This window comes from Mucilaginibacter gossypiicola (assembly GCF_900110105.1).
GTDB lineage: Bacteria > Bacteroidota > Bacteroidia > Sphingobacteriales > Sphingobacteriaceae > Mucilaginibacter > Mucilaginibacter gossypiicola.
Map to the genome: position 1 here is coordinate 16,332 of NZ_FOCL01000013.1, position 25,533 is coordinate 41,864.

At 42.5% G+C, this 25,533-nt stretch carries 18 protein-coding genes; 7 read left to right on the plus strand and 11 right to left on the minus strand.

Features of this window, described 5'->3' with window-relative positions; all coding sequences use genetic code 11:
• Positions 1–1,347: a TolC family protein gene (locus BMX50_RS28515; protein WP_091218882.1), complete on the minus strand. Its 1,347-nt coding sequence runs from the start codon at positions 1,345–1,347 to the stop codon at positions 1–3.
• Between the two features lie 384 nt (positions 1,348–1,731).
• Between BMX50_RS28515 and BMX50_RS28520 the strand changes: the two genes are divergently transcribed.
• The gene (locus BMX50_RS28520) at positions 1,732–4,296 is read left to right on the plus strand and encodes a Kelch repeat-containing protein (RefSeq protein WP_091218886.1); all 2,565 of its coding nucleotides are present in this window, start codon (positions 1,732–1,734) and stop codon (positions 4,294–4,296) included.
• A 697-nt stretch (positions 4,297–4,993) separates the two neighbouring features.
• Positions 4,994–6,913 carry a glucosamine-6-phosphate deaminase gene (gene nagB, locus BMX50_RS28525; protein WP_091218890.1) on the plus strand — a complete coding sequence of 640 codons (1,920 nt, stop codon included), beginning with the start codon at positions 4,994–4,996 and terminating at the stop codon, positions 6,911–6,913.
• Positions 6,914–7,228: 315 nt separating this feature from the next.
• Here the strand turns inward: nagB and BMX50_RS28530 are convergent, their stop codons facing one another.
• Together BMX50_RS28530 and BMX50_RS28535 are read right to left on the minus strand one after the other, a co-directional pair.
• The gene (locus BMX50_RS28530) at positions 7,229–9,496 is read right to left on the minus strand and encodes an aconitate hydratase (RefSeq protein WP_091218894.1); all 2,268 of its coding nucleotides are present in this window, start codon (positions 9,494–9,496) and stop codon (positions 7,229–7,231) included.
• Between the two features lie 333 nt (positions 9,497–9,829).
• A complete protein-coding gene (locus tag BMX50_RS28535) occupies positions 9,830–13,018 on the minus strand; it encodes a S41 family peptidase (protein ID WP_091218897.1) in 3,189 nt (1,062 codons plus the stop codon).
• A gap of 37 nt (positions 13,019–13,055) precedes the next feature.
• Between BMX50_RS28535 and BMX50_RS28540 the strand changes: the two genes are divergently transcribed.
• Both BMX50_RS28540 and BMX50_RS28545 read left to right on the plus strand, forming a co-directional pair.
• Positions 13,056–14,339: a glycosyltransferase family 4 protein gene (locus BMX50_RS28540; RefSeq protein WP_091218900.1), complete on the plus strand. Its 1,284-nt coding sequence runs from the start codon at positions 13,056–13,058 to the stop codon at positions 14,337–14,339.
• Positions 14,332–15,084 carry a glycosyltransferase family 2 protein gene (locus BMX50_RS28545; protein WP_091218905.1) on the plus strand — a complete coding sequence of 251 codons (753 nt, stop codon included), beginning with the start codon at positions 14,332–14,334 and terminating at the stop codon, positions 15,082–15,084. The genes BMX50_RS28540 and BMX50_RS28545 overlap by 8 nt, the downstream gene beginning before the upstream one ends.
• A 290-nt stretch (positions 15,085–15,374) precedes the next feature.
• Here BMX50_RS28545 and BMX50_RS28550 read toward each other — a convergent pair whose 3' ends face one another.
• The 7 genes from BMX50_RS28550 to BMX50_RS28580 all read right to left on the minus strand — a co-directional run bounded on the left by BMX50_RS28550 (position 15,375) and on the right by BMX50_RS28580 (position 23,106).
• Positions 15,375–16,238: a hypothetical protein gene (locus BMX50_RS28550; RefSeq protein WP_091218910.1), complete on the minus strand. Its 864-nt coding sequence runs from the start codon at positions 16,236–16,238 to the stop codon at positions 15,375–15,377.
• 155 nt (positions 16,239–16,393) lie between these two features.
• The gene (locus BMX50_RS28555; RefSeq protein WP_091218914.1) at positions 16,394–18,874 is read right to left on the minus strand and encodes a glycosyltransferase family protein; all 2,481 of its coding nucleotides are present in this window, start codon (positions 18,872–18,874) and stop codon (positions 16,394–16,396) included.
• An 85-nt stretch (positions 18,875–18,959) separates the two neighbouring features.
• A complete protein-coding gene (locus BMX50_RS28560; RefSeq protein ID WP_091218919.1) occupies positions 18,960–19,256 on the minus strand; it encodes a hypothetical protein in 297 nt (98 codons plus the stop codon).
• A gap of 16 nt (positions 19,257–19,272) precedes the next feature.
• Positions 19,273–19,527, minus strand: coding sequence for a DUF4834 family protein (locus tag BMX50_RS28565; protein WP_091174527.1), 255 nt, complete (start codon positions 19,525–19,527; stop codon positions 19,273–19,275).
• Positions 19,528–19,691: 164 nt separating this feature from the next.
• Positions 19,692–21,716, minus strand: coding sequence for an excinuclease ABC subunit UvrB (uvrB, locus tag BMX50_RS28570; RefSeq protein ID WP_091218922.1), 2,025 nt, complete (start codon positions 21,714–21,716; stop codon positions 19,692–19,694).
• Positions 21,717–22,118: 402 nt separating this feature from the next.
• Positions 22,119–22,598, minus strand: coding sequence for a MarR family winged helix-turn-helix transcriptional regulator (locus BMX50_RS28575; protein WP_091218926.1), 480 nt, complete (start codon positions 22,596–22,598; stop codon positions 22,119–22,121).
• Positions 22,599–22,608: 10 nt separating this feature from the next.
• Positions 22,609–23,106 carry a GNAT family N-acetyltransferase gene (locus BMX50_RS28580; RefSeq protein ID WP_091218929.1) on the minus strand — a complete coding sequence of 166 codons (498 nt, stop codon included), beginning with the start codon at positions 23,104–23,106 and terminating at the stop codon, positions 22,609–22,611.
• A gap of 131 nt (positions 23,107–23,237) precedes the next feature.
• Here BMX50_RS28580 and upp point away from each other — a divergent pair, with 131 nt between their 5' ends.
• The gene (gene upp, locus BMX50_RS28585; protein ID WP_091218933.1) at positions 23,238–23,882 is read left to right on the plus strand and encodes a uracil phosphoribosyltransferase; all 645 of its coding nucleotides are present in this window, start codon (positions 23,238–23,240) and stop codon (positions 23,880–23,882) included.
• Positions 23,883–23,886: 4 nt separating this feature from the next.
• Here upp and BMX50_RS28590 read toward each other — a convergent pair whose 3' ends face one another.
• Complete coding sequence (locus BMX50_RS28590; protein WP_091218936.1) at positions 23,887–24,213, minus strand: hypothetical protein; 327 nt, start codon at positions 24,211–24,213, stop codon at positions 23,887–23,889.
• A 52-nt stretch (positions 24,214–24,265) separates the two neighbouring features.
• Here BMX50_RS28590 and BMX50_RS28595 point away from each other — a divergent pair, with 52 nt between their 5' ends.
• Positions 24,266–24,958, plus strand: coding sequence for a YjjG family noncanonical pyrimidine nucleotidase (locus BMX50_RS28595; RefSeq protein ID WP_091218939.1), 693 nt, complete (start codon positions 24,266–24,268; stop codon positions 24,956–24,958).
• On the plus strand, positions 24,955–25,488 hold the full coding sequence (locus BMX50_RS28600; protein ID WP_091218942.1) for a DinB family protein: 534 nt from the start codon (positions 24,955–24,957) through the stop codon (positions 25,486–25,488). Before BMX50_RS28595 ends, BMX50_RS28600 begins: the two co-directional genes overlap by 4 nt.
• Positions 25,489–25,533: the final 45 nt, after the last annotated feature.

A 25,533-nucleotide genomic window follows, 5' to 3' on the forward strand; every position in this document is an offset into this window, starting at 1 on the left:
TTATAGTGTAATAGGTACCCCCCTGTAAAAATCATAGATCTTTAATGTGAGCAGGGCATTGTATTTAGCCTGCACAAATGATTGCTGTGCCTGCACAAACAGGTTTTTTTGTAATAGAAAATCAACCGTATTGGCTACGCCAACTTTAAGCTGCTCGCTGGCAATACGGTAACTTTCCTTACTGAATTTATATTCTTCGGCAGCAGCATTAAACTGGCTGCGCGCGTTTTGTACATTAATGTAAGCCCGCTCAACTGTTTGCGACAGGGTGATCTTCGTATTTTTCAGATCAAGCTGCGATTGTTTTACATTGATCTTTGCCTCTTCAACCTGCGTTTTTACCACCCGTTTGGTAAATATTGGAATGGATAAATTGAGCCCCAGTTGCTGATAAAAGTTATTGTTGATCTGGTTGCCGAACGAAACACCCTGCCCGTTGGCATATCCTGTATTGAGCGATGCGCCTGCGGTAATGGTAGGTTTATAGCCTGCCCTTGCTTTATCTACGTCAAACTGTGCAATCTTAACGCCTAATTCGCCATTTTTTACTTCGGGGCGGTTTTGAAGAGCGGTTTGTTCGGCTTCGCGGAAAGAGGAAATGCTATCGATAGGGGCCATCACCGTATCGGGCTGCATGATATCGAAACTCAGATCGGTAGGTAATACCAATAATTGTTTCAGGGTGAGCAGATCATTACGCACCGCATTTTGCGAGTTTACCAATGTATATTGGTCGGTAGCCTGTTGCGCCTGCAACTGGATGAGGTCTTTACGGGCTACGCTGCCCACGTTATACCGTTGTTGTTCGAGTTTTACTTGTGCCTGCGTAGTGCTCAGTAAATCGGTATTATAAATAATGGTTTCTTTATCCAGTAATACAGTAAGGTAAGCCTGGGTTATCTGCAGCACGATATCATTTTCCTGCTGCAGGATACTCAGATTTGCAGATTGTACCTGCAGGTTTTTTTGAGAGATGTTGTTGTTGATGTAACTACCGTTGTACAGCGTTACGTTCGAGCTTATCCCATACGAGCCGGATACGTTATAGCCCGAATGCCTGCCGTTATCGCCATTGCTGAAATTATTGCCATGGGCAAAAGTTTGCGAACCCGTTGCCGAAAGGTCGGGCAGGCGGGCAGCCTTGGCCAGTAAATACTCCTGCTGACTGGTTTGCTGCGACAGGCGTAACGAATTAATTTGAATGTTGTTCTTTTTGGCGTAGTCGATACACTTAGCCAGGTCCCATTTAAGTGATTGGCCTACCAGTGTGCTATCCTGTGCGTGAAGGCGCAAACTGCCCGTGAGCAAAAAAAAGAACGTTATGATATGTTTTACTTTCAATGGCATAGTTTTAAAATTATACCTGTAGCGGCTTATACCAACTTAGTTGTGCAAGTAAGAATACCGGCTTCGGGCAAAATGTTTTAGTATGACTACGCTTAGCTGTACAAGTAATGTATTATTTTTATTACTGTAAGTGGCTGACAGGTAGGTTTGTAACTGATAAAGCGCCTTTGAACATATTTGAAGCGGGTTTAGTGTGTGTATGTAAAAAGTTTTTTACGGTTTATAAAAAAGAGTTTCGGAGGCTGATAAAATGAATGCCGGTACAATAAGTCATAGCCGGAATGATGAAAATCTACCTCGCCCAATACCCAAAAAATCCATATTTTAGCACATTATTCTAACCTGTAACGCTGCCCGATCAGCGAGTTTAAACATGTATTTTAAATGGTAAAAAAAACTAAGGTTTTATTGCTTTCAAAAAGGGCATGTAAGCTTGTATTGCTTTTTGTTATGCTGCTGCCCGCAATTCAAAGCATGGGACAGGGTTTGCAATTTGGTTCAAACGATAGCCTGATGAGCAAGCGTACCTCATACCAGGTTTTTAAGGATGATTTGCCAACTTTTCATGATCGTTTGGTTATCGGGTTTGATCTTTCATTGTGGGATAACCAGCATCTTGGCTATATTTTAAATTTAACCGATGATAAGGGTAACTCATACAGTCTGAGTGCCATTTACGATCATGGCTCGTTCCTTAACTTCAATATCGACAGCCGTAGCAACAAGCTCAATATTCCTCTTCCTGATGCTTTGCTGAAAAGACGTAAATGGTTTAAGGTGATTGTTGATCTTGACCTTAAAGGTGATAAGGTAGGTATCTCCGTAAACGGAAAATGGTATCGGGCTAACGAGTTGGGTTTTACCGGTAAAATAACTGCAAAGATCACTTTCGGCAAAAACGAACATTATTCGGACGTGCCCAATATGGCTATCAAAAACCTGGTTGTCAGTAACGATGATAAAACCTATACATTCCCGCTTAGTGAATGGACGGGGAACGATGTTTTTACAGCCGGTGGTGATAACCTGGGCCATGTTGACAACCCGGCATGGCTTATCAACGAATCATATTTCTGGAAGCAAAAATTCGATCATACTTTTAATGAGGTTGCCGGAATCAACTTTGATGGAAAGAGTGAGCAGTTCTTTATTTTCAAAAGTGATTCGCTCATGTTTTATGATGTTGAACGAGATGCGGTTTGGTCTAAACCATTTAAAAGTAAGCTGGAAGTGCCTTTACATTTAGGCAAAAGCATCGTAAACCTTAAGGAAAATAAGTGCTATTTATATGAGGTACTCAGGGCCCCGCAGCCTGCACCAAGTATTGCTTCTTTTAACCTTGACAGCCTTAACTGGGATTTTTATGGCAAATCGACCATAATGGAGCAAAGGCACCATCATAATATTTTTTACGACAAAGACTTTAATAACTTTTACCTGTTTGGCGGATACGGGTCATTTAAATACTATAATAACTTTTTTGAATACGATAAAATTGCGGATGCCTGGCAGCAGCAAAGCTTTACCGGCGACGTGATCAATCCGCGGTTTTTCTCGGCAGCAAGTACGGCTGACAGCAATAACGAAGTTTACATTTTTGGAGGTTACGGCAACCAATCGGGCAACCAGGTAGTAGGCGGGATGCACTATTATGATCTTTACCGGGTTAATCTTAGCAATCGTACCATCAAAAAACTATGGGAGATTAAGCCTGATGAGGAGGCTTTTGTACCTGCTAACAACCTTATTGTTTCAAAGGATAAGCAGTTTCTTTACGTATTATGCTATCCGCACGAACGGCCTAAAACGAGTTTGCGCCTGTATAAGTTTTCAATAAAGGACGGTTCATACCAGGTGGTAAGCGGTACTATCCCGGTGGTATCTGAACGTATTGAGACAGATCATAACCTGTTTTACAACGCCAAACAGGATGTGTTTTATTGTACAACACAAGAGTTTGAAACCCCAACGCGATCCACCATAAAAATCTTTGCACTTACTGCGCCACCCGTAAGCCAGGAAGCCTATCTGGCTGCCCACGAACCCAGGAAACAATCTTTTACTTTATACAGGGTTTTAGGAGGAGCATCGGCATTGGTGTTGTTATTTGGTATTGTGACATTTTTCCTCAGAAGAAAAAGGGATGATGATGAACCCACACCTGTTGTAAACGAAGCGGAAGTTGTTGAAGAGACCGAAGAAAAGGAAACAGACAATAAAGCCAACGCAGTTTACCTGCTGGGCGATTTTACTGTTTACGATAAAAATAAGCGGGACATCACTTACCTGTTTAGCCCTAAGATCAAACAACTCTTTATCCTTATTTTGTTAAACAGCCGTGAAAAAAATGGGGTGGTATCTAAAAAGATATCTACTACACTTTGGCCCGATAAGGATGTGGTTAAGACCAAGAATATCCGCGGCGTAACCATAAATCACCTGCGCAATATCCTTTCGGATATTGACGGTTTGGAGCTCGCTTTTTTGAATGATACCTATAGTTTTATTATTACCGAAGGTTTTTATTGCGATTATTTTGTAGTTAGAGATTCGCTAAAGCAAGCTAATGTTAATGAGCAGACTGTATTCAGTCACTTCGATTTAGTGGCCCGCGGTGGTTTGTTGCAGCATATCCCCGAGATATGGCTCGACGATTTTAAACAGGAATACGAGGAAGTATTAATGCCGGTTATTTTGCCGGTGATAAAAAAGGCTTACGACGCCGGGGATTATAAGAGAGCACTGGAAATTTCACGTATTGTGCTGAATATCGACCCTTTTAATGACATCGGGATTAAGTTTAAATTGAAGGCATTACGCCGCACTAAAGGCATTGAACACGCGCGTAAAATTTATGAGGAGTTTAGTGCCGAATATGAAAAATCATTAGGCGAAGAATACCCTGTTCCTTTCGAAAAGATCTGCTCCAATAAGTCCGATCAACGGTAGATGTGAAATTTAAAAGCCTGATAGCTAATGTGATTTTTAGGAATGATGAATGTTTTATGAATAAATTCTACTAAATATATAGATTTAATAGAATATTTATATATTTGCAACAGATTAGTTTGCAAATGGGGTTCATTTTTAAACTAAATGGCAGGTGCTGGCCGGCAGCAAATGGATGGTTCGATTCCACCCCTGCATCTCTTCTCCTCATGATTTATGTTTTATAATTGGTTAGCAAAAAGAGTATTCCTGCCCATCAGGAGCTCTTTTGCCTTTTTATAAGGATATTATTGGTTTGTGATTTTGGATGTAGAGACGCATCACATGCGTCTCCCATAGGACAAGCCGAATAGGAGTCACTAATCTGAGCACACGGAAAGACGCATGTGATGCGTCTCTACATCAAACTTAATTGTTGTAATGCAAATTTTAACCAAAGCGCCCGTCAAATCATGCTTTACAGGATAAAATACTTATTAAAAAAATTTAAAAAGTTCTTTTGATTCAGATTTTGTTTTAGTAAGTTTGTATTGATAATGCATAGCATATTATTATACGCACTTTACTTTATTCTCATGTCGGTGAGGATAAACATTTTTGTTAATTGGTTTGATAAAAATCCTCGCCCATGGCGGGGGTTTTTTGTATAGCGACTTTTTTAAACTTTAACATATAACATATAGGTTCTGAACAAATTATGGCACGATTAAATTTATTGGAAGAGACGCGTTACGAGAAGTTACCGGTGAGCGTGTACAACAACCAGCATGAGGCCTCGGTGGCTGTAGCGAATAAGATAGCAGATCTGATCCGCTCAAAACAAGCTAAAGGCGAAAAAGCGGTATTGGGCCTTGCTACAGGCGTGACCCCGATAGGGGTATACACCGAACTGGTAAGGCTGCACAAAGAAGCAGGCTTAAGCTTCAAAAACGTGATCACTTTCAACCTGGATGAGTACTACCCGATGAAACCCACAGCAGCGCAAAGCTATGTGACATTCATGTACGATAATTTGTTCAGCCATATTGATATTGAAAAGGATAATATTAACATTCCTGATGGTACGCTGGATAAAGACGAGGTTGTTGCATTCTGTTTAGCGTATGAGAAGAAAATTGAAGAGCTTGGCGGCTTAGACCTTCAGATCCTGGGTATTGGTCGTACAGGTCACATCGGCTTCAACGAGCCGGGCTCGGCACCAAACTCTGGTACCAGGATGGTAACCCTTGATGACCTGACCAGGCGTGATGCCGCCCGTGATTTCGGCGGTAAAGCCGATGTGCCAACCAAAGCTATCACCATGGGTATCGGTACTATCTTCAAAGCGAGAGAGATCATCCTGATGGCCTGGAACAAGAAGAAAGCCCAGATCATCAAGAAAGCGGTAGAAGGGGAGATCTCGGGTGATGTACCTGCAACCTACCTGCAACTGTCGCAACATGTGGAATTTGTTTTGGATGCAGATGCAGCTTCAGAACTGACAAGGTTTGATACCCCATGGTTGGTTAAAGATTGTGTATGGGATAACCAGTTAAAGAAAAAGGCCGTGATTTGGTTAGCCAACGAGGTTAACAAACCGGTACTGAAACTAACCGAAGAAGATTACAATAACCACGGCATGGCTCAGCTTGCTGTAGAGCAGGGCCCTGTATACAATATCAACATCGATATCTTTAACCAGATCCAGCATACCATTACGGGCTGGCCGGGCGGCAAACCGGATGCGGATGATTCACAAAGACCGGAAAGGGCATTGCCTGCCAAAAAGAGAAGTATCATCTTTTCACCACACCCCGATGATGACGTGATCTCCATGGGCGGGACATTTATTCGTTTGGTAGACCAAGGCCACGATGTACACGTAGCTTATCAAACATCAGGTAATACTGCGGTATGGGATGATGATGTGTTGAGGTACATGGAATTTGCCATCGACTTTACGAACAGCATCGGCGAAGACACCACTCATCTTCAGAAATCATATGAAGATATGCGTGCATTTTTCCCAACCAAGCAGCCAAACGAAATTGACACCCAGGAGATCCGCAATGTAAAAGGCTTTATCAGGAAAACAGAGGCAATCTCTGGTGCAAGGTATGCAGGTTTGCAAGATGATCATATCCACTTCATGGCCCTACCCTTCTATGAAACAGGCAAAACCAAAAAGAATTCAGTAGGCGAGGAAGATATCCAGCTGACTATCGATTTGCTGCAGAAAATAAAACCACAACAGATCTTTGCGGCAGGTGATTTTGCCGATCCTAACGGAACCCACCTCGTGTGCTTCAAGATTATTTTAGCCGCATTGGACAGGCTGAAAGGCAAAGAAGCCTGGGTAGAAGATTGCTGGTTATGGATGTACCGCGGCGCATGGCATGAGTTTGAAACTTACGAAATAGAAATGGCTGTACCATTGTCACCACAAGAGGTAATTCGCAAACGTAACGCTATCTTCAAACACCAGTCGCAAAAAGATACACCGGTATTCCCTGGCGATGATGCAAGAGAGTTCTGGGTACGTGCAGAAGACCGCACCCGCGACACCGCCCAACGCTACGACCGCCTTGGCCTTGCCGAATATGAGGCTATGGAAGCGTTTGTAAGATATAAATTCTAATTTTTAGTTCATGGATAGTTTAGTTCATGGATCATAGTTAATAGTTCATAGAACTGAAAAATATACTTTTATCCCGGCGCCCGTGTCCCCACGGGCGCTTTTTTATTGAGATAGTTGGCCGTGGGGACACGGCCAACGGGAGAGGGGCTCCAAACTATATTCTCCCCAGCGCCCGTGTCCCCACGGGCGCTTTTTTTATTACATATAGTTGGCCGTGGGGACACGACCAACGAGGCACCATCCAACAAAAAAAGCCTCCCCAATAGGGAAGGCTTTCAAATATTAAATCCGAAATCAAAATTCCGATATCCGAAATTAAGATGCCATTTGCTTGCGGATGATGTTTAATGCACCACCTGCTTTAAACCACTCAATTTGCTGAGCATTGTAAGTATGGTTTACAGGGAATGATTCGGTTGAACCATCTTTGTGGTGTAACACAACGGTTAACTGTTTGCCCGGGGCGAAAGTAGTTAAGCCGGTGATATCGATAGTATCATCTTCCTGGATCTTATCATAATCGTTGTTGTCAGCGAAAGTGATACCAAGCATACCTTGTTTTTTAAGGTTGGTTTCGTGGATACGGGCAAATGATTTTACCAATATGGCACGTACACCAAGGTGACGTGGTTCCATAGCCGCGTGTTCACGTGATGAACCTTCGCCATAGTTTTCGTCGCCTACTACTATCGAACCGATACCTGCTGCTTTGTAAGCGCGTTGGGTAGCCGGAACCGGACCGTACTCGCCGGTTAATTCGTTTTTAACGCTATCGGCAGTAAGGTTAAAGTAGTTGATAGCACCGATCAACATGTTGTTTGAAATGTTATCCAGGTGACCACGGAATTTCAACCATGGGCCGGCCATTGAAATGTGGTCGGTAGTACATTTACCTTTAGCTTTGATCAGCAATTTAAGGCCTGTAATGTCGGTACCTTCCCAAGCTTTAAATGGCTCAAGTAATTGTAAGCGTGATGAAGTTGGAGATACAATAACTTCAACTTTGCTGCCATCCTCGGCTGGTGCCTGGTAGCCTGCATCTTCAACTGCGAAACCTTTTACCGGTAATTCGATACCTTGAGGCTCGTCAAATTTAACCTGCTCACCGGCTTCGTTAGTTAAGGTATCGGTAAGTGGGTTAAAAGTTAAGTCACCTGCAATAGCGAAAGCAGTAACAATTTCAGGAGATGCTACGAAAGCGTGGGTGTTAGGGTTACCATCCTGGCGTTTAGCGAAGTTACGGTTAAACGAAGTGATGATAGAGTTTTTGCGGGTAGGATCGTCAGTATGACGTGCCCACTGGCCGATACATGGTCCGCAGGCGTTAGCCAATACCACACCGCCCATTTCGGCAAAAGTAGCAAGGTAACCGTCACGATCAACAGTATAACGTACCTGCTCAGAACCCGGAGTAATAGTGAACTCGGCCTGAGTTTTTAATTTTTTATCGATAGCCTGTTTAGCGATAGAAGCTGAACGGGTAATGTCTTCGTATGATGAGTTGGTACATGAACCAATCAAACCAACCTCTAATTTGGTAGGCCAGCCGTTTTCTTTAACAGCGGTAGCAAATTTAGAGATAGGCCATGCCAAATCCGGAGTGAACGGACCGTTTACGTGTGGTTCAAGCTCGCTCAGGTTAATTTCGATAACCTGGTCAAAATATTGCTCAGGGTTAGCGTAAACTTCTTCGTCGCCGGTTAAGTGTTCAGCAATAGCGTCGGCTAAGTCAGCGATATCGGCACGCTTAGTACCTTTTAAGTAAGCAGCAGCTTTTTCGTCGTAACCGAAGATAGAGGTAGTAGCACCGATTTCGGCACCCATGTTACAGATAGTACCTTTACCGGTTGCCGACATTGAGCGTGCACCTTCACCAAAGTATTCAACAATAGCACCGGTACCACCTTTTACGGTAAGAATACCAGCAACACGTAAGATAACGTCTTTTGCTGAAGTCCAGCCAGAAAGTTTACCGGTTAATTTAACACCGATCAGTTTAGGGAATTTAAGCTCCCAAGGTAAACCAGCCATTACGTCGCATGCATCAGCACCACCAACGCCAATAGCAATCATACCTAAACCACCTGCATTAGGTGTATGTGAGTCGGTACCGATCATCATACCACCAGGGAAAGCATAGTTTTCCAACACTACCTGGTGAATGATGCCTGCACCGGCTTTCCAGAAACCGATACCATATTTATCAGATACTGAAGCCAGGAAATCGTAAACTTCACGGTTAACGTCAACAGCGGTGCTTAAATCTTCAACAGCGCCAATTTTAGCCTGAATCAGGTGATCGCAATGTACGGTAGACGGAACAGCAACCTGCGGGCGACCAGCTTGCATAAACTGCAAAAGGGCCATCTGCGCAGTAGCATCCTGCATAGCTACACGGTCTGGTGCAAAGTCAACATAATCTACCCCGCGACCGAATGCTTTTTGAGCATCGCCTTCGCTAAGGTGGGCATATAAAATCTTTTCGGTTAAAGTTAGGGGTTTACCGGTCGCTTTACGGGCAGCATCAACACGTGTGCTGTAGCGGTCGTAAACCTTTTTGATCATATCTAAATCAAAAGCCATTTGTATTTGATTTTTAGGTGAAAAGTAAAAGAAATTGACGTTAAGCCCATTAACTGGCCTTAGAGCGGCGAATTTACAAAAAATAACATTTGAAAGCGGTTAGTGCTATATACAAATGTTATTTGGATATGTTCTAAATAAGTGGGTGGAGGTTAGTGTTAGAGATTAGATAGCTGCAGTTGCAGTTTTGAGTGGCAGTTGCGGTTGATGAATCTAAAAGAAGCATAATATGAAAACGTCATTGCGAGGTACGAAGCAATCCCCGACTTACAGAGCAGCTCTGCATAGTTCGCGATTGCTTCGTACCTCGCAATGACGGTTTTATAGGTCTTGCTACTTCAACTGCTTCAAAATCTCCTCAATAGCCCTATCCAACTGCGGATCTTTATTTTCCAGCCTGTCGGCAAAATCAGTTTTTACATAAATATCTGGTGTTACGCCTGTTTTTTCAATGTCTTTGCCATCAAGTGTATAACAGCCCCAGGCCGGGATGCGGTAAAAAGAACCGTCGACCAAGCCTTTGCCGCTGGTGAAAATAATCCAGCGGTAGGTTTCGGTGCCGATGATCTTGCCTAAGCCCAATTGCTTAAAGCCTTGTGAGGTCATCTCCCCATCGCTTAGGGTTTGCTCATTCATAAGCAGGATAATAGGTTTAGCTGCCGGTGCAAAGTTTGATTGCTGTGCTTTTTTACCATCACGATAAGCCCATTGCAGATATGGCTTTTGCGACAGGAACTTCAATACATTATCATGTACGTTTCCGCCGGTATTATACCTCAGGTCGAGGATCAGCGCATCTTTATTATAAGCATCGTCGACCATATCTTCCAGAAAGTCTTGCAAAGCGCCGTCGCCCATATTTTTCATATATGAGTAAGCAATACGGTTTTTACTTTTCTCGGCAACAGTTTTAGCGTTGGTCTTGATCCAGTCGTCGTAAAGGTTGCCCGACAGATCGCCGGTTGATTCGGGGTGAAGTTTTACTTTAATATCCTTGCCGCCACGATTAAAGGTTAGCTCAATTTCTTTATCAAGCGATGGTTTGCTGAAGTAATAGTTACGGTCTTGTTTTTCATCGACAGTAACGCCGTTTACTGCTTTCAGTATATCGCCCGGTTTTACATCGATACCTGCTTTATCTGCATTACTATGGATGGCAATACTGCTCACTTTATATGGCGATTCATTATCAAAAATGATCCCGGTTTCCATGGTACGGTAGGAGATGTTTTTTTTCTCCTCGCTACCGTTTGAGTAAAAGCCCTGGTGCGATGAATTGAGTTCTCCAAGCATATCGTTCAGTAACAGACGCAGGTCGGCACGGTTGTTAATATAAGGCACAAAAGCTTTATAGGTATCATGCACCTTCTTCCAGTCGGCACCGTGGAAACTACCATCGTAGTAATTTTCATCCAGACCGGCCCAGGTTTCGTCAAACATCTGTGCAAACTCGCCCGCCATATTGCGGGTAAAGCTGTAATTGATATCTACTCTATCTACCTTATTGGCATCGATATTTAAGGTGTAAATATTGCCACCTGCCGTTATAAAATATTTATCGCCATTGCCAAAAATATCAAAGTTGCCAAAATCGCCGCCGCCAACTTTTTCTGTTTTGGGCTGCTCAAAGTTTTCGAGGGTGGTGCGGTAAAGTGCTGCCTTGCCCTCGCTATGGTTTGAAGCATAGTATACCAGTGTTTTATCTCCCTTTTGAATTACGTATGTACCCTGCGCCTGTCCAAACTCAGGACTGATACGCTCCAGCCGCTTCATCAACTCTTCGGTATCAATGGTAATATCGTCCGGAGCTTTTGGTGTAGGCTGTTCAGATAAGGGTTTCTTTTTGTTGGATGCTTTTTTGTCTTTATCCTTTTTGTTTTTATCGTCCGAATCCTTTTTCTCCTCTTTAAATAATGCGGTGAATTTATCCATCCTAAACGGATCATCGTACTTTTGCAATGGCATCCGGTAGATATGAGAGTCCTTTGAGCCATATGGGTACTCAGGTTGTGTACGAGACGATGTAAAATAAATATACTTTCCATCCGGCGACCAGAACGGCGCGGCTTCGGTAACACCGCTGTTGGTCAGGTTAATGATCTTTCCGGTTTTTATCTCATAAACAAATACGTCCATCTCAAAATTGCGGTATGCGTTATAAATAACATACTCACCGTTTGGCGAAAACCTCGGCGCGGTATTCTCAAAGCCCCAAAACTCATCGGTAACAATGGTTTTTGATGTAAGTGCTTTCATGTCCAATAGCTTCAGTTCGTTTCGGCCGCTCAAGTAAATGGCCTGTGTACGATCCTTATTCATGCATAAAGAGCGATTACTGCCTTTATCTGCAGTAAGTTGTTTTTCGTCGCCGGTACCATCGGCAGCTATAGTATACCAGTTTGGAAAACCACCCAGTGTTTGACCAAAAATTAAGGTTTTATTGTCGCTTAGCCAGTCAACTTCGGTAACGCGTTCGCTGGTGTTACGCTCCAATTTTTTAATGAATTTGCCCTCAGCATCGCTTACAAATAATTCGCCGCGCGATACAAAAGCTAATTTTTTACCATCAGGCGATAAATCCGCCGCTCCAATTTTGCCGCCAACGTCAAATGATTGGTCTTTAGGTAATATGTTGTTGCGAAACAGGTTAAAGTTTAGCTTTTGCATTTGTTTAGATGCAACATCGTAAACAAAAATCTGGTAATCTTTTTCAAAAACTACCTTGCTGCCATCGGCACTTACCTGCGGGCGTTTAATAGATGTTGGGAATTGAGTTAAAGCAGTTTTTTTGCCATCGATAAACGTGTACAGATTATATTCCTCGTTGCCTTCGTCGGATACAAAATAGATATTCCCTTTTTGATCAATGGTGGTCCAAAAATCCTTACCCTGCCAGTCGGTGTATTTTTTATAAACTTTGGTTTTAGGGTTGTATGATTGAATATCGGGATTATAGGCACCTTTATAATGCTTGCGGGTTGGGAAATAGATACTTTCCCAGGTATTGCTGAAAAACAACTCGCCGGTTTGCGGATGTTCAACCACGCCGTGTATGGTATTGAAATAATGACCGAAGAGCCGCACAGGCGTACCACCGGTTGCAGCTACCTTGTACTCGCTGAAACCATTATAACGGGAAGAGTTAAAGTAGATAGATTTTGAATCCCAGCTCCATGAATCAACATTATCGCCGGCATCGTTATAGGTAAGCTGTTTGATATCACCGCCGGCAAGGGGCATCACGTACACATCATTGTTGCCAAACTGGTTTGACGAAAAGGCAAGCCATTGCCCGTCGGGCGATACCCGTGGACTGGTTTCTTCGCCCTGCATAGCTGTTAACCTGGTTGCTGCCGAGTTGTTAATATCGGCTTTCCATAGGTCGCCCTCGTAAGTGAAAATTACGGTTTTGCCGTCGGGAGTAAGTGTTGGGTTGGATGTGAAATAGCTCCCGGTAGTTTGCGCTTTAAGATTTGTTTGATACAATACTGCCGAAAACAATACGATGTATAGTTTCTTCATATGGTTTAAGTGTTATGAATAAATGTATTTTTGAGCCATGTTAAAAGTGGTGCACCTCAATACGTATGACGGCAATGGCGGGGCGGGCAGGGCCTGCATGCGCCTTAACCGGGCATTACTAAGCCAAAATATCGATTCTAAAATTATAGTACATTATAAATTTGGAAATAATCCTGATATCAAGACTTTTAACCGTAGTATCATTCAGAAATCATACGCCGCTGCTACTATTATCCTGGAGCGGATATTGGCAAAACGTTTTTTAAAGCCCGACAGCCGCACCCCCTTTTCCTTTACCTGGTTTGGCCGTTCGGTAATTAAACATCCCGATGTTAAAAATGCAGATGTCATTCACCTGCACTGGATCAATCATGGCTTTTTAGATCCTAAACATATAGCCGAAATTAGAAAGCTGGGTAAGCCTGTAGTATGGACTTTTCATGACAGCAATGCCTTTACCGGTGGATGCCATGTGCGCTATATCTGCGATCATTACCAACAGCAATGCGGTAATTGTCCGCTGCTGATTAATGCCGGAGATAATGATATTTCGCACCGCATATGGCAGCAAAAAAATGAAGCTTACCAGCAGCTGGGCTTTAACATTATAGCGCCAAGCTTGTGGATGCAGGCTTCTGTAAGGAAAAGCAGTTTGATGGGGGACGAGCCGATAGACAATATTCCCAACACACTGGAAACCGATGTTTTTAAGCCGATAGATAAAAGGGAAGCAAAAGCAAAAGCCGGGTTGCCAACAGATAAATTCATTTTTTTAAGCGGATTTATGCCATCGCGTAAGGATCTGCATAAGGGGACACAATATCTGCTGGAGAGTATGGAATTGCTTAAGCAGCGTTTAGGTGCAGAGACAGATCAGGTTGAGTTGGTTGTGTTTGGGAACCGCGGCACAGAAAATCTACCCGACTTCCCTTTTAAAACCAGTTTTTTAGGAACCATCAATAACGATGAAAAACTGGCCCTTCACTATGCCGCGGCCGATGCCTTTTTAATCCCCTCGCTGGAGGATAATTTGCCTTACACCGTAATGGAAAGCCTGAGCTGTGGTACTCCGGTCATAGCGTTTACTACCGGCGGTATCCCCGACATGGTGCAGCATCAATACAGCGGCTACTTAGCTACCTATCGTTCATCTGAAAGTTTTACTGATGGAATGGAATGGATCATTAAACATCCTGAAAAGGACAAGTTGAATAGGCAGGCACGGCAAATCATAATGGATAGATTCTCGGAAGAAGTAATCGCCAAAAAACATATCGCAGTTTATCAACAATTACTAAACAAGGGAGGGAATAATGTTTAATCCCCGGTTAAGCGTTGTTACCATTGTGTATAATAATGTAAGGGATATTGAGCGCACTATTCGTTCGGTAGTTAATCAGACATATACCAATATTGAATATATTATTGTCGATGGGTTATCTAATGATGGAACCTTACAGGTAATTGACAAGTATAAAAGCCAGGTAACAAAATTCATCAGCGAGAAAGACGAGGGCATTTACGATGCCATGAATAAAGGCCTTACCCTGGCGACAGGCGATTACGTGATCTTCATGAATTCGGGCGATGAGTTTTATGATGGTAAAACAGTAGCAGCGGTTTTTGCTTCGGCAGATGACGCTGATATTTATTATGGCGAAACCGAAATGATTGACGATGATGGCAATAGTTTAGGGCAGCGCAGGCACAAAGCGCCGGAGAAATTTACCTGGCGTGGTTTTAAATATGGCATGAGCATCAGTCACCAGGCTATTTATATCAGACGTTCACTGGCAGAACCTTACGACCGCCGGTATCAATTGAGTTCAGATATCGACTGGATAATCCGTGCTGCAAAGAAGGCTAAAAAGATCATCAACGTTAACCGCTACGTGGCCAAATACCTGGTAGGGGGTATGTCGAAGAAAAAGCACCGACAGAGTTTGATGGAGCGCTTTGATATCATGAAGCGAAATTATGGCTTAATCCCCACTGTTTTTAACCATTTTGTTATCGCCTTTAATTTAGGCTGGTATTGGTTAAGGAATAGAAGGACTAATGATTGAGGCTGTGGATATTATGTAAAAAAGATGTCATTGCGAGGAGGTACGACGAAGCAATCTCGTAGCTATCCAAGTCGAATATGCATTGGCTACGAGATTGCCACGCTATCGCTCGCAATGACATGCTTTAATACCCATTTCTGGCGTAAGCGCTGTATGATTGGCTTTTCTGGCGCAAGTGTTGTATGATTGGTTGTGCAGAGTCCACTTATGCCTGTGTATAGGAAAGTACAAGTCAGCAACCGCACAACTCTCTGCTCAAGATTTGCGCTAAAGTTTGATTCTTCACATGATCAGTTGAAAAATCTTTTAAATCGTCCCCAGAAATTAACGGGATGACTTTCTTCGTCTTGTTCTTTTAATTGTATTTCGTGATCGTCCATCTTCTCAACTAATTTTTGAGCATTAGCATCAGCCTCTGGTCTAACCCTCTTTATTTCGGGCATCCTGATGCCGGTAATTGTCTCAAAGTGTTTTTTAGCCGTTTCAAAAACTTCTATTTCTTCATCGGTACGTGTATCAACGTGAGTAATCTCAGGGATCAAATTACTTGATAATTGTACAGATTCGCATTCAAAATCTGATAATATATTTTGGTAAATACGGGCTGCCTGATCTTTTAATCCTGCATTTTCATATCCACCGGCAAATTGTAACATATCTTGCCCAATCTCATGCTTTTTAAGCAGATCGCCTATAGATAAACTGATTTGCGCTTTTGCGGCAGATACGTTTGCAATTGCCTGTACATCATCTGTTTCTTTTAACAGATCAATAAATGCTTGCAATTTGCTTCTTAACGATGTATCAACTTCATATACATCTTTTGCCTGGGAAAGATATACTCCTTTTTGCATGGTTGTATCAGCCAAAAGTTTTATAAATCCTCCCATTTTAAATACCAGGAATGTCAATGCAATTTTATACTCCTGAAGCTGGACTTTTGAAATTGCTGATTTGTTTAATGCTTCATACAAATTAAAGCCTTCCAGAAACTCTTCCTGGTACATATTTGCCTCAAAGCCATAATCGACTTCTTCCAAATGGTTGCCATTTAAAACCCGCAAAAGGACATGGTGTATTTTTAATCCGCTATCCGAATTTTGCAAGGCGTATTTGAGCTCATCAAATTTGTTTTGCTGTATTAATAGTATCATTTTTTTGTGATAGGTTTATTTCACATCTAAGGTACAATCTTTTCAGCATCGGCAGTATGATTATTACTTACCTGGCAAACACATTCATCAATTAATATCCCATAAAAAAAGCGATGAGTATTTGCCCATCGCTTTTCTTTTAAAGATAAAGCTTATTAAGCCTTTTTCTTGTCAGCCGGTTTTGCAGCCGGAGCTTTCTTTTTATTTTCGGTATAAGCAGCACCGCCTAAAGCAAGTACCAACAGGATTGAACCTGCTAATGATATTTTTTCTCCTGTGTAATAAGAAGCCGGCTCAAATTTAAATTCAATTGTATGATTGCCAACAGGAATTTGTGCAGCACGCAAAAGGTAATCAGCACGGAAATAAGGTTTTTCAACACCGTCGATATACATTTTCCAGCCTTTGTTATAGTATACTTCAGAGAATACTGCGATTTGCGAAGCAGTTGAACCGCTTTTATAAATCATATGATCGGGAGAGTAACTGGTTAACTCAATTTTGCCCTCGCCGGCACCTGCTCCCAAAGTTTTTTCATCAATAACGCTTTTGTACTGTTTATCAACAATAGCTTCATCTTTTGGTGTAAAGCTGCTGATGGCTACCATTTCCTGGTCGGCATTGTCAGCATATTTAATGCTTTTAACAAACCAGGCATGACCGCAGGCGGTTTGGTTTACCTGCATGCCTACGTTTTGTGTTTTTGGATCGGCGTTAATGATGTACTTAACGTTCATCATATCCAATACGTCCTGGTTAATGCTTTTGCTCAGTTGGTTGTCAACCAGTTCTTCCCAACGTTTTAGCCTGGCTGCAGAGTAACCGCCTAATGATTTGTAGAAGAATGGTGTAAGCCCATCGCCCTTGATCGATTGGGTAACGTCAAATACTCTGAAATCAGGATCTTTATCCTTCATGATAAACTGGTCAACCTCGCGTGGCTGCGGTGTTTCATTGTCTTGTTTTGGTGCAAAGCTGTCATGGTTTAAATAACGCTTGTCGATTCCCCAAAGGTCAACAAGGATCAGCGCCAGGAAAGCAAGCGATGCAACGGTTGGGTTGATCTTCTTTTTAAGGAATGCCCATGCAATACCAAACGCTATGGCTATGAATATAAGCGAGCGGATGGCATCGGCCTGCGCTATTGATTCCCTGTCGGCAATTAAGGCACGGGTAATGGCCGAACTATCGGTTTTCAAAGCCTGGCCTATTTGTGCAATAACGCCTGCCTGCTGCTCGCTTACGCTGAACGATAAAAGCAGGGAAGGTACTGCCGCGACAATTAGCACAATACCACCCGTAATATAAAATGCAATCTTTAATTTTTTGAACAGGTTAGCCTTATCTTCATTTACAATGGCCTCATTAACTGCCAATACAGCAAGGATTGGGAAGCAGAAACCTGCTACCGCTAATATTGATTCAACCGCGCGGAACTTATTGTAAAGTGGGAAATAGTTGAAGAATAAATCTGAAACAAAAGGCCAGTTTCTGCCGAAAGAAAGCAGCATGGTTAAAACAACTGCACCCAGTAACCACCATTTAATACGGTTTTTAACAATCATTAAACCCCATACAAATAAAAGGCAAATTACAGCGCCAAAATAAAACGGACCGGCAGTAAATGGTTTATTGCCCCAGTAAAGCGGCAGGTAATTAGCAGAGATACCGGTAACCTGGTTAGGATCGGCACCAGTTGCGTTTAATGCTTTTATTACGTGCGAATCAGGATCGGTAGAGCCTTGTTCGCCACCACCGTATGCATTAGGAATCAGGAATGTGATACATTCGCCAACACCCTGGCTCCACTCGTAGGCATAATCTTTAGGTAAGCCATTGCTTGGCTCGGTTGTATGCTGCGTAAGATTTGATTTGCCGCGGATAGTTTCGTTGCCATAATCGGCAGTGCTCCAAAGGATAGAAGCATTCACTGCTACGCTCAATACAACAGCCGCTGCAATATAACCTAACGATTTTAAAAAGTCATTTAATGTCTTGTTTTTGATGGCATGGTAAAGTTCAATACCAACCATGATCAATAAGGCCAGCATCAGATAATAAGTCATCTGTACGTGATTTGCCCTGATCTCCAATGCAAGGAATAAAGCAGTTACAGAAAAACCAAGCAAATGTTTGCCGCGAAGGGTAAGGATAATACCGGCAAGTATCGGCCCAAAAAAAGCAATTGCAAAAGCCTGATTGGCGTGCCCGGCAGTTAGCAGTATGATATTGTATGATGAAAAGGCAAACGCTACTGCACCTGCTGCTGCAAGCCATGGGTTAACCTTTAATACTATAAATAAAAAATATGTCCCTAACAAAAATAAAAGTACTGTACCAACCGGGGTAGGGAAAGTATAGTTTATACCGGTTACAATCCATGATGTTAGGTTAGCTTTATAGGGTGCCCACACCTGATAGGTTGGCATACCGCCATAAATCTGGTTGGTCCATAATATGGTGGTGTCTTTGGCCTTATATTCATTGATTTCTTTTTGGGTTGATTGCGCCCTTGTAACGTCATTTCCACCTAATGTTTTTCCCTGGAAAGCCGGGGTTAAAAATATAAAGCAGATCACTAAGAAAATTGCAGCTATGGCAAAATGAATGCCGTTACGCTTAAACCAGTTATTCATTTAAATTTTTTGAAATGGATATTATATTCCTCAAAAATAGAAATTACAATGAGAATAGGAATTATAAGTTTTGTTAAGGAATAACTTAACAGGTTTGCGCACGGCTGCGCAGCAGAAAAAACATGGCTATCAGAACAATAATAGATATTACATAAGCAATAACCTGTACCCTGCCATAATCTTCGCGGAATTTGCGGATATTAAAAAAGTTATAAACGCCCAATGCTCCCATAACAACCCAGTAAAAGGTACTGATCTTAGTGCAATTGGCAAAAATTTGAGTAGCGACAATAAATACTATTACGTTAGTGATGATAAGCGTAATAGACTCGGGCGTATTGTTATGATTTTGACGTCTTCTAAATACCGGGTTGGTGTCCATGATTTATTGATTAGGTTTATTTTACTTCTTCGTAATCAACAAATTCACCTTCACTGTCGGGCACGCTGCCCTTTTTGGGCTGCGGAATATGGTCTATCCTGATTTTTCCATCAGGTTTTGGGCCTTCATTATAGTTACGTTGTTGTTGCTGGTATTGCTGTTGTGCTTTGTTTACAACACTTTCAAAAAGGAATGGCAGCAGGTAACGCGCCAGACTGCGGATAATGTATAATATACAGATAGATATGATCAGGAAACGAATAAGAATCATACTGTTAATTTTGAGCTTACAAATATAAGCTATATAACGATAAAATTGTTTTATTATGATTTGAGGCTGAGATGTGCAGATTTTAGATGTGCAAATATGCAAATGAACAGATATTAATTCCTTAATCTGCCATCTGCAGATCTGAAATCCGCACGTCAAAAAATCTAAAACTTCTCCTCCATCATTTTTTCCAAAGCAAACATTTCGTCGCGCAGCTTGGCCGCCAGCAGGAAATCCAGGTTTTTGGCTGCAGCGAGCATATCTTTTTTGGTATTGTCGATTGATTTTTTTAGATCGGCCTTGGTCATGTACTGAACAATAGGATCGGCGGCCAAGGTAACAACATCAGTTTCCACATAGGCTTGTTGTACGCCGCCCTTAAAGTCAACCACCGATGTTTGTTCCATAATTTCCTCGCGCGATTTGCCAACCGTTAATGGCGTAATACCATGCTGCGTATTGTATGCAATCTGAATTTCGCGACGTCGATTGGTTTCATCCATCGTTATCTGCATCGAATCCGTTATGGTATCGGCATACATGATCACCCGGCCACGGTCGTTACGGGCAGCGCGACCGATGGTTTGGATCAGAGAGCGCTCCGATCTCAGGAAACCTTCTTTATCAGCATCTAAAATGGCCACTAATGATACTTCGGGCAAATCCAGTCCTTCGCGCAATAAGTTGATGCCTATCAGTACATCAAATTCGCCAAGACGCAGGCCCCGTAAAATTTCCACACGCTGCAGAGTTTTTACCTCCGAGTGAATGTAACGGCATTTAATGCCGAGTCTATCCATGTATTTAGCCAGTTCTTCGGCCATGCGTTTGGTAAGGGTGGTTACAAGTACGCGGTCGCCCTTTTTTATAGTTTTATCTACTTCATCAAGCAGGTCATCCACCTGGTTTATCACCGGCCGAACGTCAATAACAGGATCAAGCAGCCCGGTAGGGCGAATCACCTGTTCAACCACTACACCACCTGATTTTTCCAGTTCGAAATCGCCGGGGGTAGCGCTTACGTAAACAGTTTGCGGTGCTAAATTCTCAAATTCCTGGAAATTAAGCGGACGGTTATCCAATGCTGCCGGCAAGCGGAAGCCATAATCAACCAGCGAGATCTTGCGCGACCTGTCACCACCATACATGGCCCTGATCTGCGGAACGGTTACGTGGCTTTCGTCAATCACCATCAGGTAATCTTCCGGGAAATAGTCAAGCAAACAGAATGGCCTTGCACCCGGCTTACGTCCGTCAAAAAAGCGGGAGTAGTTTTCGATGCCCGAGCAATAGCCCAATTCACGGATCATTTCCAGGTCGTAATTAACCCTTTCTTCCAGGCGTTTGGCTTCCAGGAAACGGCCGTCATCAATAAATTGCTTTTTGCGCATTTCCAGCTCTTCCTGTATTGCCCAGATAGATTGCAGGAAGCGCTCGCGTGGGGCAACATAGAGGTTGGCAGGATAAACCACCATGTGTGTCATTTTTTCGATGGTTTTGCCTGTGCCGATGTCGAAGGCACTTAGCTCTTCAATATCATCGCCAAAAAAGGAGATACGGTAAGCATAATCCAGGTAAGCCGGGAAAATATCAACGGTATCACCCTTCACCCTGAATGTTCCGCGTTTAAAATCGGCGGTGGTGCGGGCGTATAGAATCTCCACCAGGCGATGTAAAAAAGCATTCCTGCTGATACGTGTACCTACAGCAAACTTAAAAACCGAATCGGCAAAGTCGTCCGGGTTACCCATACCATAAATGCAGGATATGGATGATACCACGATAACATCACGCCTGCCCGACATTAAAGCCGAGGTAGTGCGCAAACGAAGTTTTTCTATCTCCTCGTTTATCTGCAAATCCTTTTCAATGTATGTATTTGTAGTAGGGATGAATGCCTCCGGCTGGTAATAATCGTAGTAAGACACAAAGTAGTTCACCGCGTTTTCGGGAAAGAACTGCTTAAACTCGCCATAAAGCTGAGCTGCCAATGTTTTGTTATGGCTCAGTATGAGTGTTGGCTTTTGCGTTTGCGCTATAATATTGGCAACAGTAAACGTTTTGCCAGACCCGGTAACCCCTAAAAGGGTTTGATACGGGTCGCCATTGTTGATACCTTCCACCAGCTGCCGTATAGCTTCGGGCTGATCGCCGGTGGGTTTATATTGAGATGTTAATTGAAAATCCATGTTGTTATGTAAAAATACAAATAATCGATGAACAGGGTTTGCAAATCAAAATAAGTACATGGTAATGACAACCGTATGTCAACATTGTTGTGATGTGGGGAGTAAATTACGTCTTCAGATTTTATACAGAAGCCTGTGGTCGGTGTTATCACCGTACCACATGATTTGCTTGGCGTATTACCAATTGAAGAATAACAATAAATAAAATTGTTAGTGACAACATCAACAACGGCTCGTAAAGTGGTGCGGTGATAACACCGACCACAAGCTAAAACTATGTCATTGCTGTAAGCGATAGCGTGGCAATCGCACGGAAACCGGGCCGCCAATACAGGGCGGACATGCATAGCTACGAGATTGCCACGCTATCGCCCGCAATGACATGTTTTTAGTTACAATAACTCACATCTCCGCCTGTAAACGCAATGCCCTATCCAAAAAACTTTGCTGTTTTAATTTTTCTTCAGCTTCGGTAATGGCCTTCATCAGGTTGTTTTGGGTATCGGCAATTTCTGCGGCTGCTGCTTTCATAATTTCCCAAACGGGTTTCATGCGCACAATGAGTTCCTGCCCTTTTGTTGTTAGCATAATAAGCCGCTTCCTTTCATCTGCTTTGTCTTTTTTTGAACGGATCAATTTATGTTTTTCCAACTCTTTTAACAGACTTATGGTTGAAGGATGTGTATAGCCAATTTCGGCGGCGATTTCCACCACGCTTAAAACAGGCTTAAAATGTAAAGTATATATAACCGGAAACCACTTGGGTTCAAATTCAATATTGTTGGCTTTGTATATGAGCACGCCCTCTTTGCGCAACTGCTCGGCCAGGCGCTGCAGCCTTGTTGAAATAGCTAAAATTCCCGATTCGTCAATAACATTCATTATACTGCTGTTAATTGTTCAAATGTAACTCATAAAACATATTATCAGCCCCCATAAGCGGAAACGATTTTGGCAGATCATGCTTGGCAATCCGTGTAAACCCATTTTTTTCGTAAAAACGATGGGCTGCCTTCAGCATATCAACCGTGCCTAAATAAATTGCTGTGATGTTGTTTTGTTTGCAGTAAGCTATAAGGTTGTCAAGCAGTAGCTGCGCAATGCCTAGTTCCTTACCCCGGTATTCTTTAAGTACAAACATTTTGCGCAATGCGCCCGCGTTGTTTCCTATTGCGATAAGGGATATGGTGCCAATAAGCTGCTCGTTATACATTGCTCCCCAAAAATTACCACCTGTTTGGTGATAATTGGTTTCAATATCAAGCAGGTCGGGCTGGCCTTCAAGGGTAACAGGTACATTAAACTCTATTTGTTGAATTGGTAAAATAATGTCAATGATTTGCTTGCAGTGGCTGTTGTTAAGCGAACGGATAACAGGTGTAGTATTCATACTTTAATATTTATGTACAAATCTACGTAGTTAACTACATATATTCAAGACTTGATTTTATTTTAGCCGGACGATATGACATTTAATAAACAAATAATGATGCTATTGCCAAAAAACGCTTAAATTTAAGCATGATTTTCGTCCTCAATAAAACCGATACTATTGCCAACCAGTTTCTGGCCGAATTGCGGGATGCCGTTATCCAGCAGGATAAGGAACGTTTTAGGCGTAACCAGGAAAGATTGGGCGCTATACTGGCTTATGAGCTGAGCAAATCATTACAGTACGAAACCAAAGAAATTCAAACACCGCTGGGCACTGCCAGCGTTAATGTGCCCGCCGACGAACCGGTGCTGGGAGTTATTTTACGCGCAGGTTTGCCTTTTCACAACGGTTTTATGCAATTTTTCGATCGGTCATCGTCTGCCTTTATTACCGCTTACCGCAAGGTAAAACGTAACGGCAGCTTTTTAATCCAGGTTGATCATATCGCTACGCCTAACCTTGATGATAAGATTTTTATTTTGTGCGATACCATGCTGGCAACAGGACAAAGTATTGTATCTGTTTGTAAAGAGCTGATGGCGCAATACAAAATAAAAGAGCTGCATATTGCCGCGGTAATTGCCAGTACCGAAGGGGTGGCCCACGTAAAAGCGAATCTACCCAAAGCCAAAATTTGGGTTTGTGCCGTAGATGACGAAATGACCAGCAAAGCTTACATCGTACCAGGCTTAGGAGACGCAGGGGATTTGGCTTTTGGCGAGAAAGTGTAGGGGTTTAAAGACTTTTTCTGTCTTCAACACGTTTTAATCCTAAATATATTTCACAGACTCCTTCAATCAGGACGCTATATAGCAAACAGCCTAATACTATTCCGATATTATATTGCCAGATTCCCAGGCTTGAGGAGAAATGAGAAATAATTTCGCATGGAAAGGCAATTGCAATGAATAAATATTTAAATACAGGAACTATTTTTTCAGCGAAGAAGCCATTGCTGAAACCCGTTTCTTCATCTGCAAATGTTATGAAAAAAGATAAAAACGTAATAAATACGAGTGTTAGAAATGCTGAAAGCAAGCGTTTGTAGTTTATATTTTTCAATGTTATAAATTTGCACAAAGACTAAAGGTAATTAATTCGCGCCCAAAATAAAATGAACTACAAACACATCTTCTTTGATCTCGACCATACCATCTGGGATTTTGATAAAAATGCCGAGGAGGCCCTGCACGAATTATATGCTATCCATCAGCTTGGTGAAATAGGCCTGCAATCTGCCGAATTGTTTATCGAAACTTATACCCGCAACAATCACCGCCTTTGGGCGCAATACCATATTGGCGAGATCACGAAAGATGAATTGCGCGAAGCCCGCTTTAAATCAACTTTTACTGATCTTGGCCTGCATCCGGATTTAATGCCGGTTGATTTTGAGGATGCTTATGTAAAGCTTTGTCCCACCAAAACCAATCTGTTTCCGCATGCGCATGAAACGTTGCAGTACCTGCAATCGAAATACACGTTGCACCTGATCTCAAACGGTTTCAAAGATTCAACCCGCATAAAAATAGCCGGAACCGACCTGGCCAAATATTTTCAAAATATTATCATTTCCGAAGATGTAGGCGTTAACAAGCCTGATAAAGCCATATTTCAGCATGCGCTTGACCTGGCCGGCGCATCGAAAGACGAAAGTGTAATGATAGGGGACAGCATTGAGGCCGACATCCGTGGGGCGCTTAATTTTGGAATGGATGCCATTTATTTTAACCCATTCAACGCCGAAAAGCCTGATGATGTGACAGTGCAGATTGCTCATTTAAAAGAGTTAACTTTACTTTTATGAGTATCGCCAGCGAACGTAAAGCCATTGATGCCGCCCTTGATGAATACCGCAAACAACTGGATATAATTCCGGATGAATTGTTTGACGTTACTCCCGATGGGGGAGGCTGGTCGTTTGCCGAGGTGTACAGCCACATTATGCAGGCTACACTTGGTTCATCAATAGCGCTTGAACGTTGTACCCACGGCAATTGCGAGCCAACCAAAAAAGGCATTAACTGGGAAGGGCGGATCCTGTTGTTGCTGGGTAAGTTTCCGCCGGTTAATACAACAGTGCCCAACACGGTTAGCGATAAAATGCCTGCTAACAAGATCAGTAAGGAGGATGCCAAAAACCTGATCATTAAATGCCGTAAACGGGTTGAAACTACTATGCCCCTCATTGCTGCTTCTTTACCGGCAAATAAATACAAACACCCGCGTTTGGGGATGCTGAATGCTAAACAATGGTTTAAGTTTATCCGTATCCATTTACAGCATCATTTAAAACAACTCGATAGGATCAAAAATAAATTTCGTTTGGCAAAGTAACCTTTTACATTTAATGTAGTCTTAACAGTAGGATAATGTTAGATT

What these genes read in the sequence shown, in the direction of transcription:
- BMX50_RS28515 (WP_091218882.1), bottom strand. Translation starts at nt 1,347, where the DNA reads ATGCCATTGAAAGTAAAACATATCATAACGTTCTTTTTTTTGCTCACG.
- BMX50_RS28520 (WP_091218886.1), top strand. Translation starts at nt 1,732, where the DNA reads ATGGTAAAAAAAACTAAGGTTTTATTGCTTTCAAAAAGGGCATGTAAG.
- nagB (WP_091218890.1), top strand. Translation starts at nt 4,994, where the DNA reads ATGGCACGATTAAATTTATTGGAAGAGACGCGTTACGAGAAGTTACCG.
- BMX50_RS28530 (WP_091218894.1), bottom strand. Translation starts at nt 9,496, where the DNA reads ATGGCTTTTGATTTAGATATGATCAAAAAGGTTTACGACCGCTACAGC.
- BMX50_RS28535 (WP_091218897.1), bottom strand. Translation starts at nt 13,018, where the DNA reads ATGAAGAAACTATACATCGTATTGTTTTCGGCAGTATTGTATCAAACA.
- BMX50_RS28540 (WP_091218900.1), top strand. Translation starts at nt 13,056, where the DNA reads ATGTTAAAAGTGGTGCACCTCAATACGTATGACGGCAATGGCGGGGCG.
- BMX50_RS28545 (WP_091218905.1), top strand. Translation starts at nt 14,332, where the DNA reads ATGTTTAATCCCCGGTTAAGCGTTGTTACCATTGTGTATAATAATGTA.
- BMX50_RS28550 (WP_091218910.1), bottom strand. Translation starts at nt 16,238, where the DNA reads ATGATACTATTAATACAGCAAAACAAATTTGATGAGCTCAAATACGCC.
- BMX50_RS28555 (WP_091218914.1), bottom strand. Translation starts at nt 18,874, where the DNA reads ATGAATAACTGGTTTAAGCGTAACGGCATTCATTTTGCCATAGCTGCA.
- BMX50_RS28560 (WP_091218919.1), bottom strand. Translation starts at nt 19,256, where the DNA reads ATGGACACCAACCCGGTATTTAGAAGACGTCAAAATCATAACAATACG.
- BMX50_RS28565 (WP_091174527.1), bottom strand. Translation starts at nt 19,527, where the DNA reads ATGATTCTTATTCGTTTCCTGATCATATCTATCTGTATATTATACATT.
- uvrB (WP_091218922.1), bottom strand. Translation starts at nt 21,716, where the DNA reads ATGGATTTTCAATTAACATCTCAATATAAACCCACCGGCGATCAGCCC.
- BMX50_RS28575 (WP_091218926.1), bottom strand. Translation starts at nt 22,598, where the DNA reads ATGAATGTTATTGACGAATCGGGAATTTTAGCTATTTCAACAAGGCTG.
- BMX50_RS28580 (WP_091218929.1), bottom strand. Translation starts at nt 23,106, where the DNA reads ATGAATACTACACCTGTTATCCGTTCGCTTAACAACAGCCACTGCAAG.
- upp (WP_091218933.1), top strand. Translation starts at nt 23,238, where the DNA reads ATGATTTTCGTCCTCAATAAAACCGATACTATTGCCAACCAGTTTCTG.
- BMX50_RS28595 (WP_091218939.1), top strand. Translation starts at nt 24,266, where the DNA reads ATGAACTACAAACACATCTTCTTTGATCTCGACCATACCATCTGGGAT.
- BMX50_RS28600 (WP_091218942.1), top strand. Translation starts at nt 24,955, where the DNA reads ATGAGTATCGCCAGCGAACGTAAAGCCATTGATGCCGCCCTTGATGAA.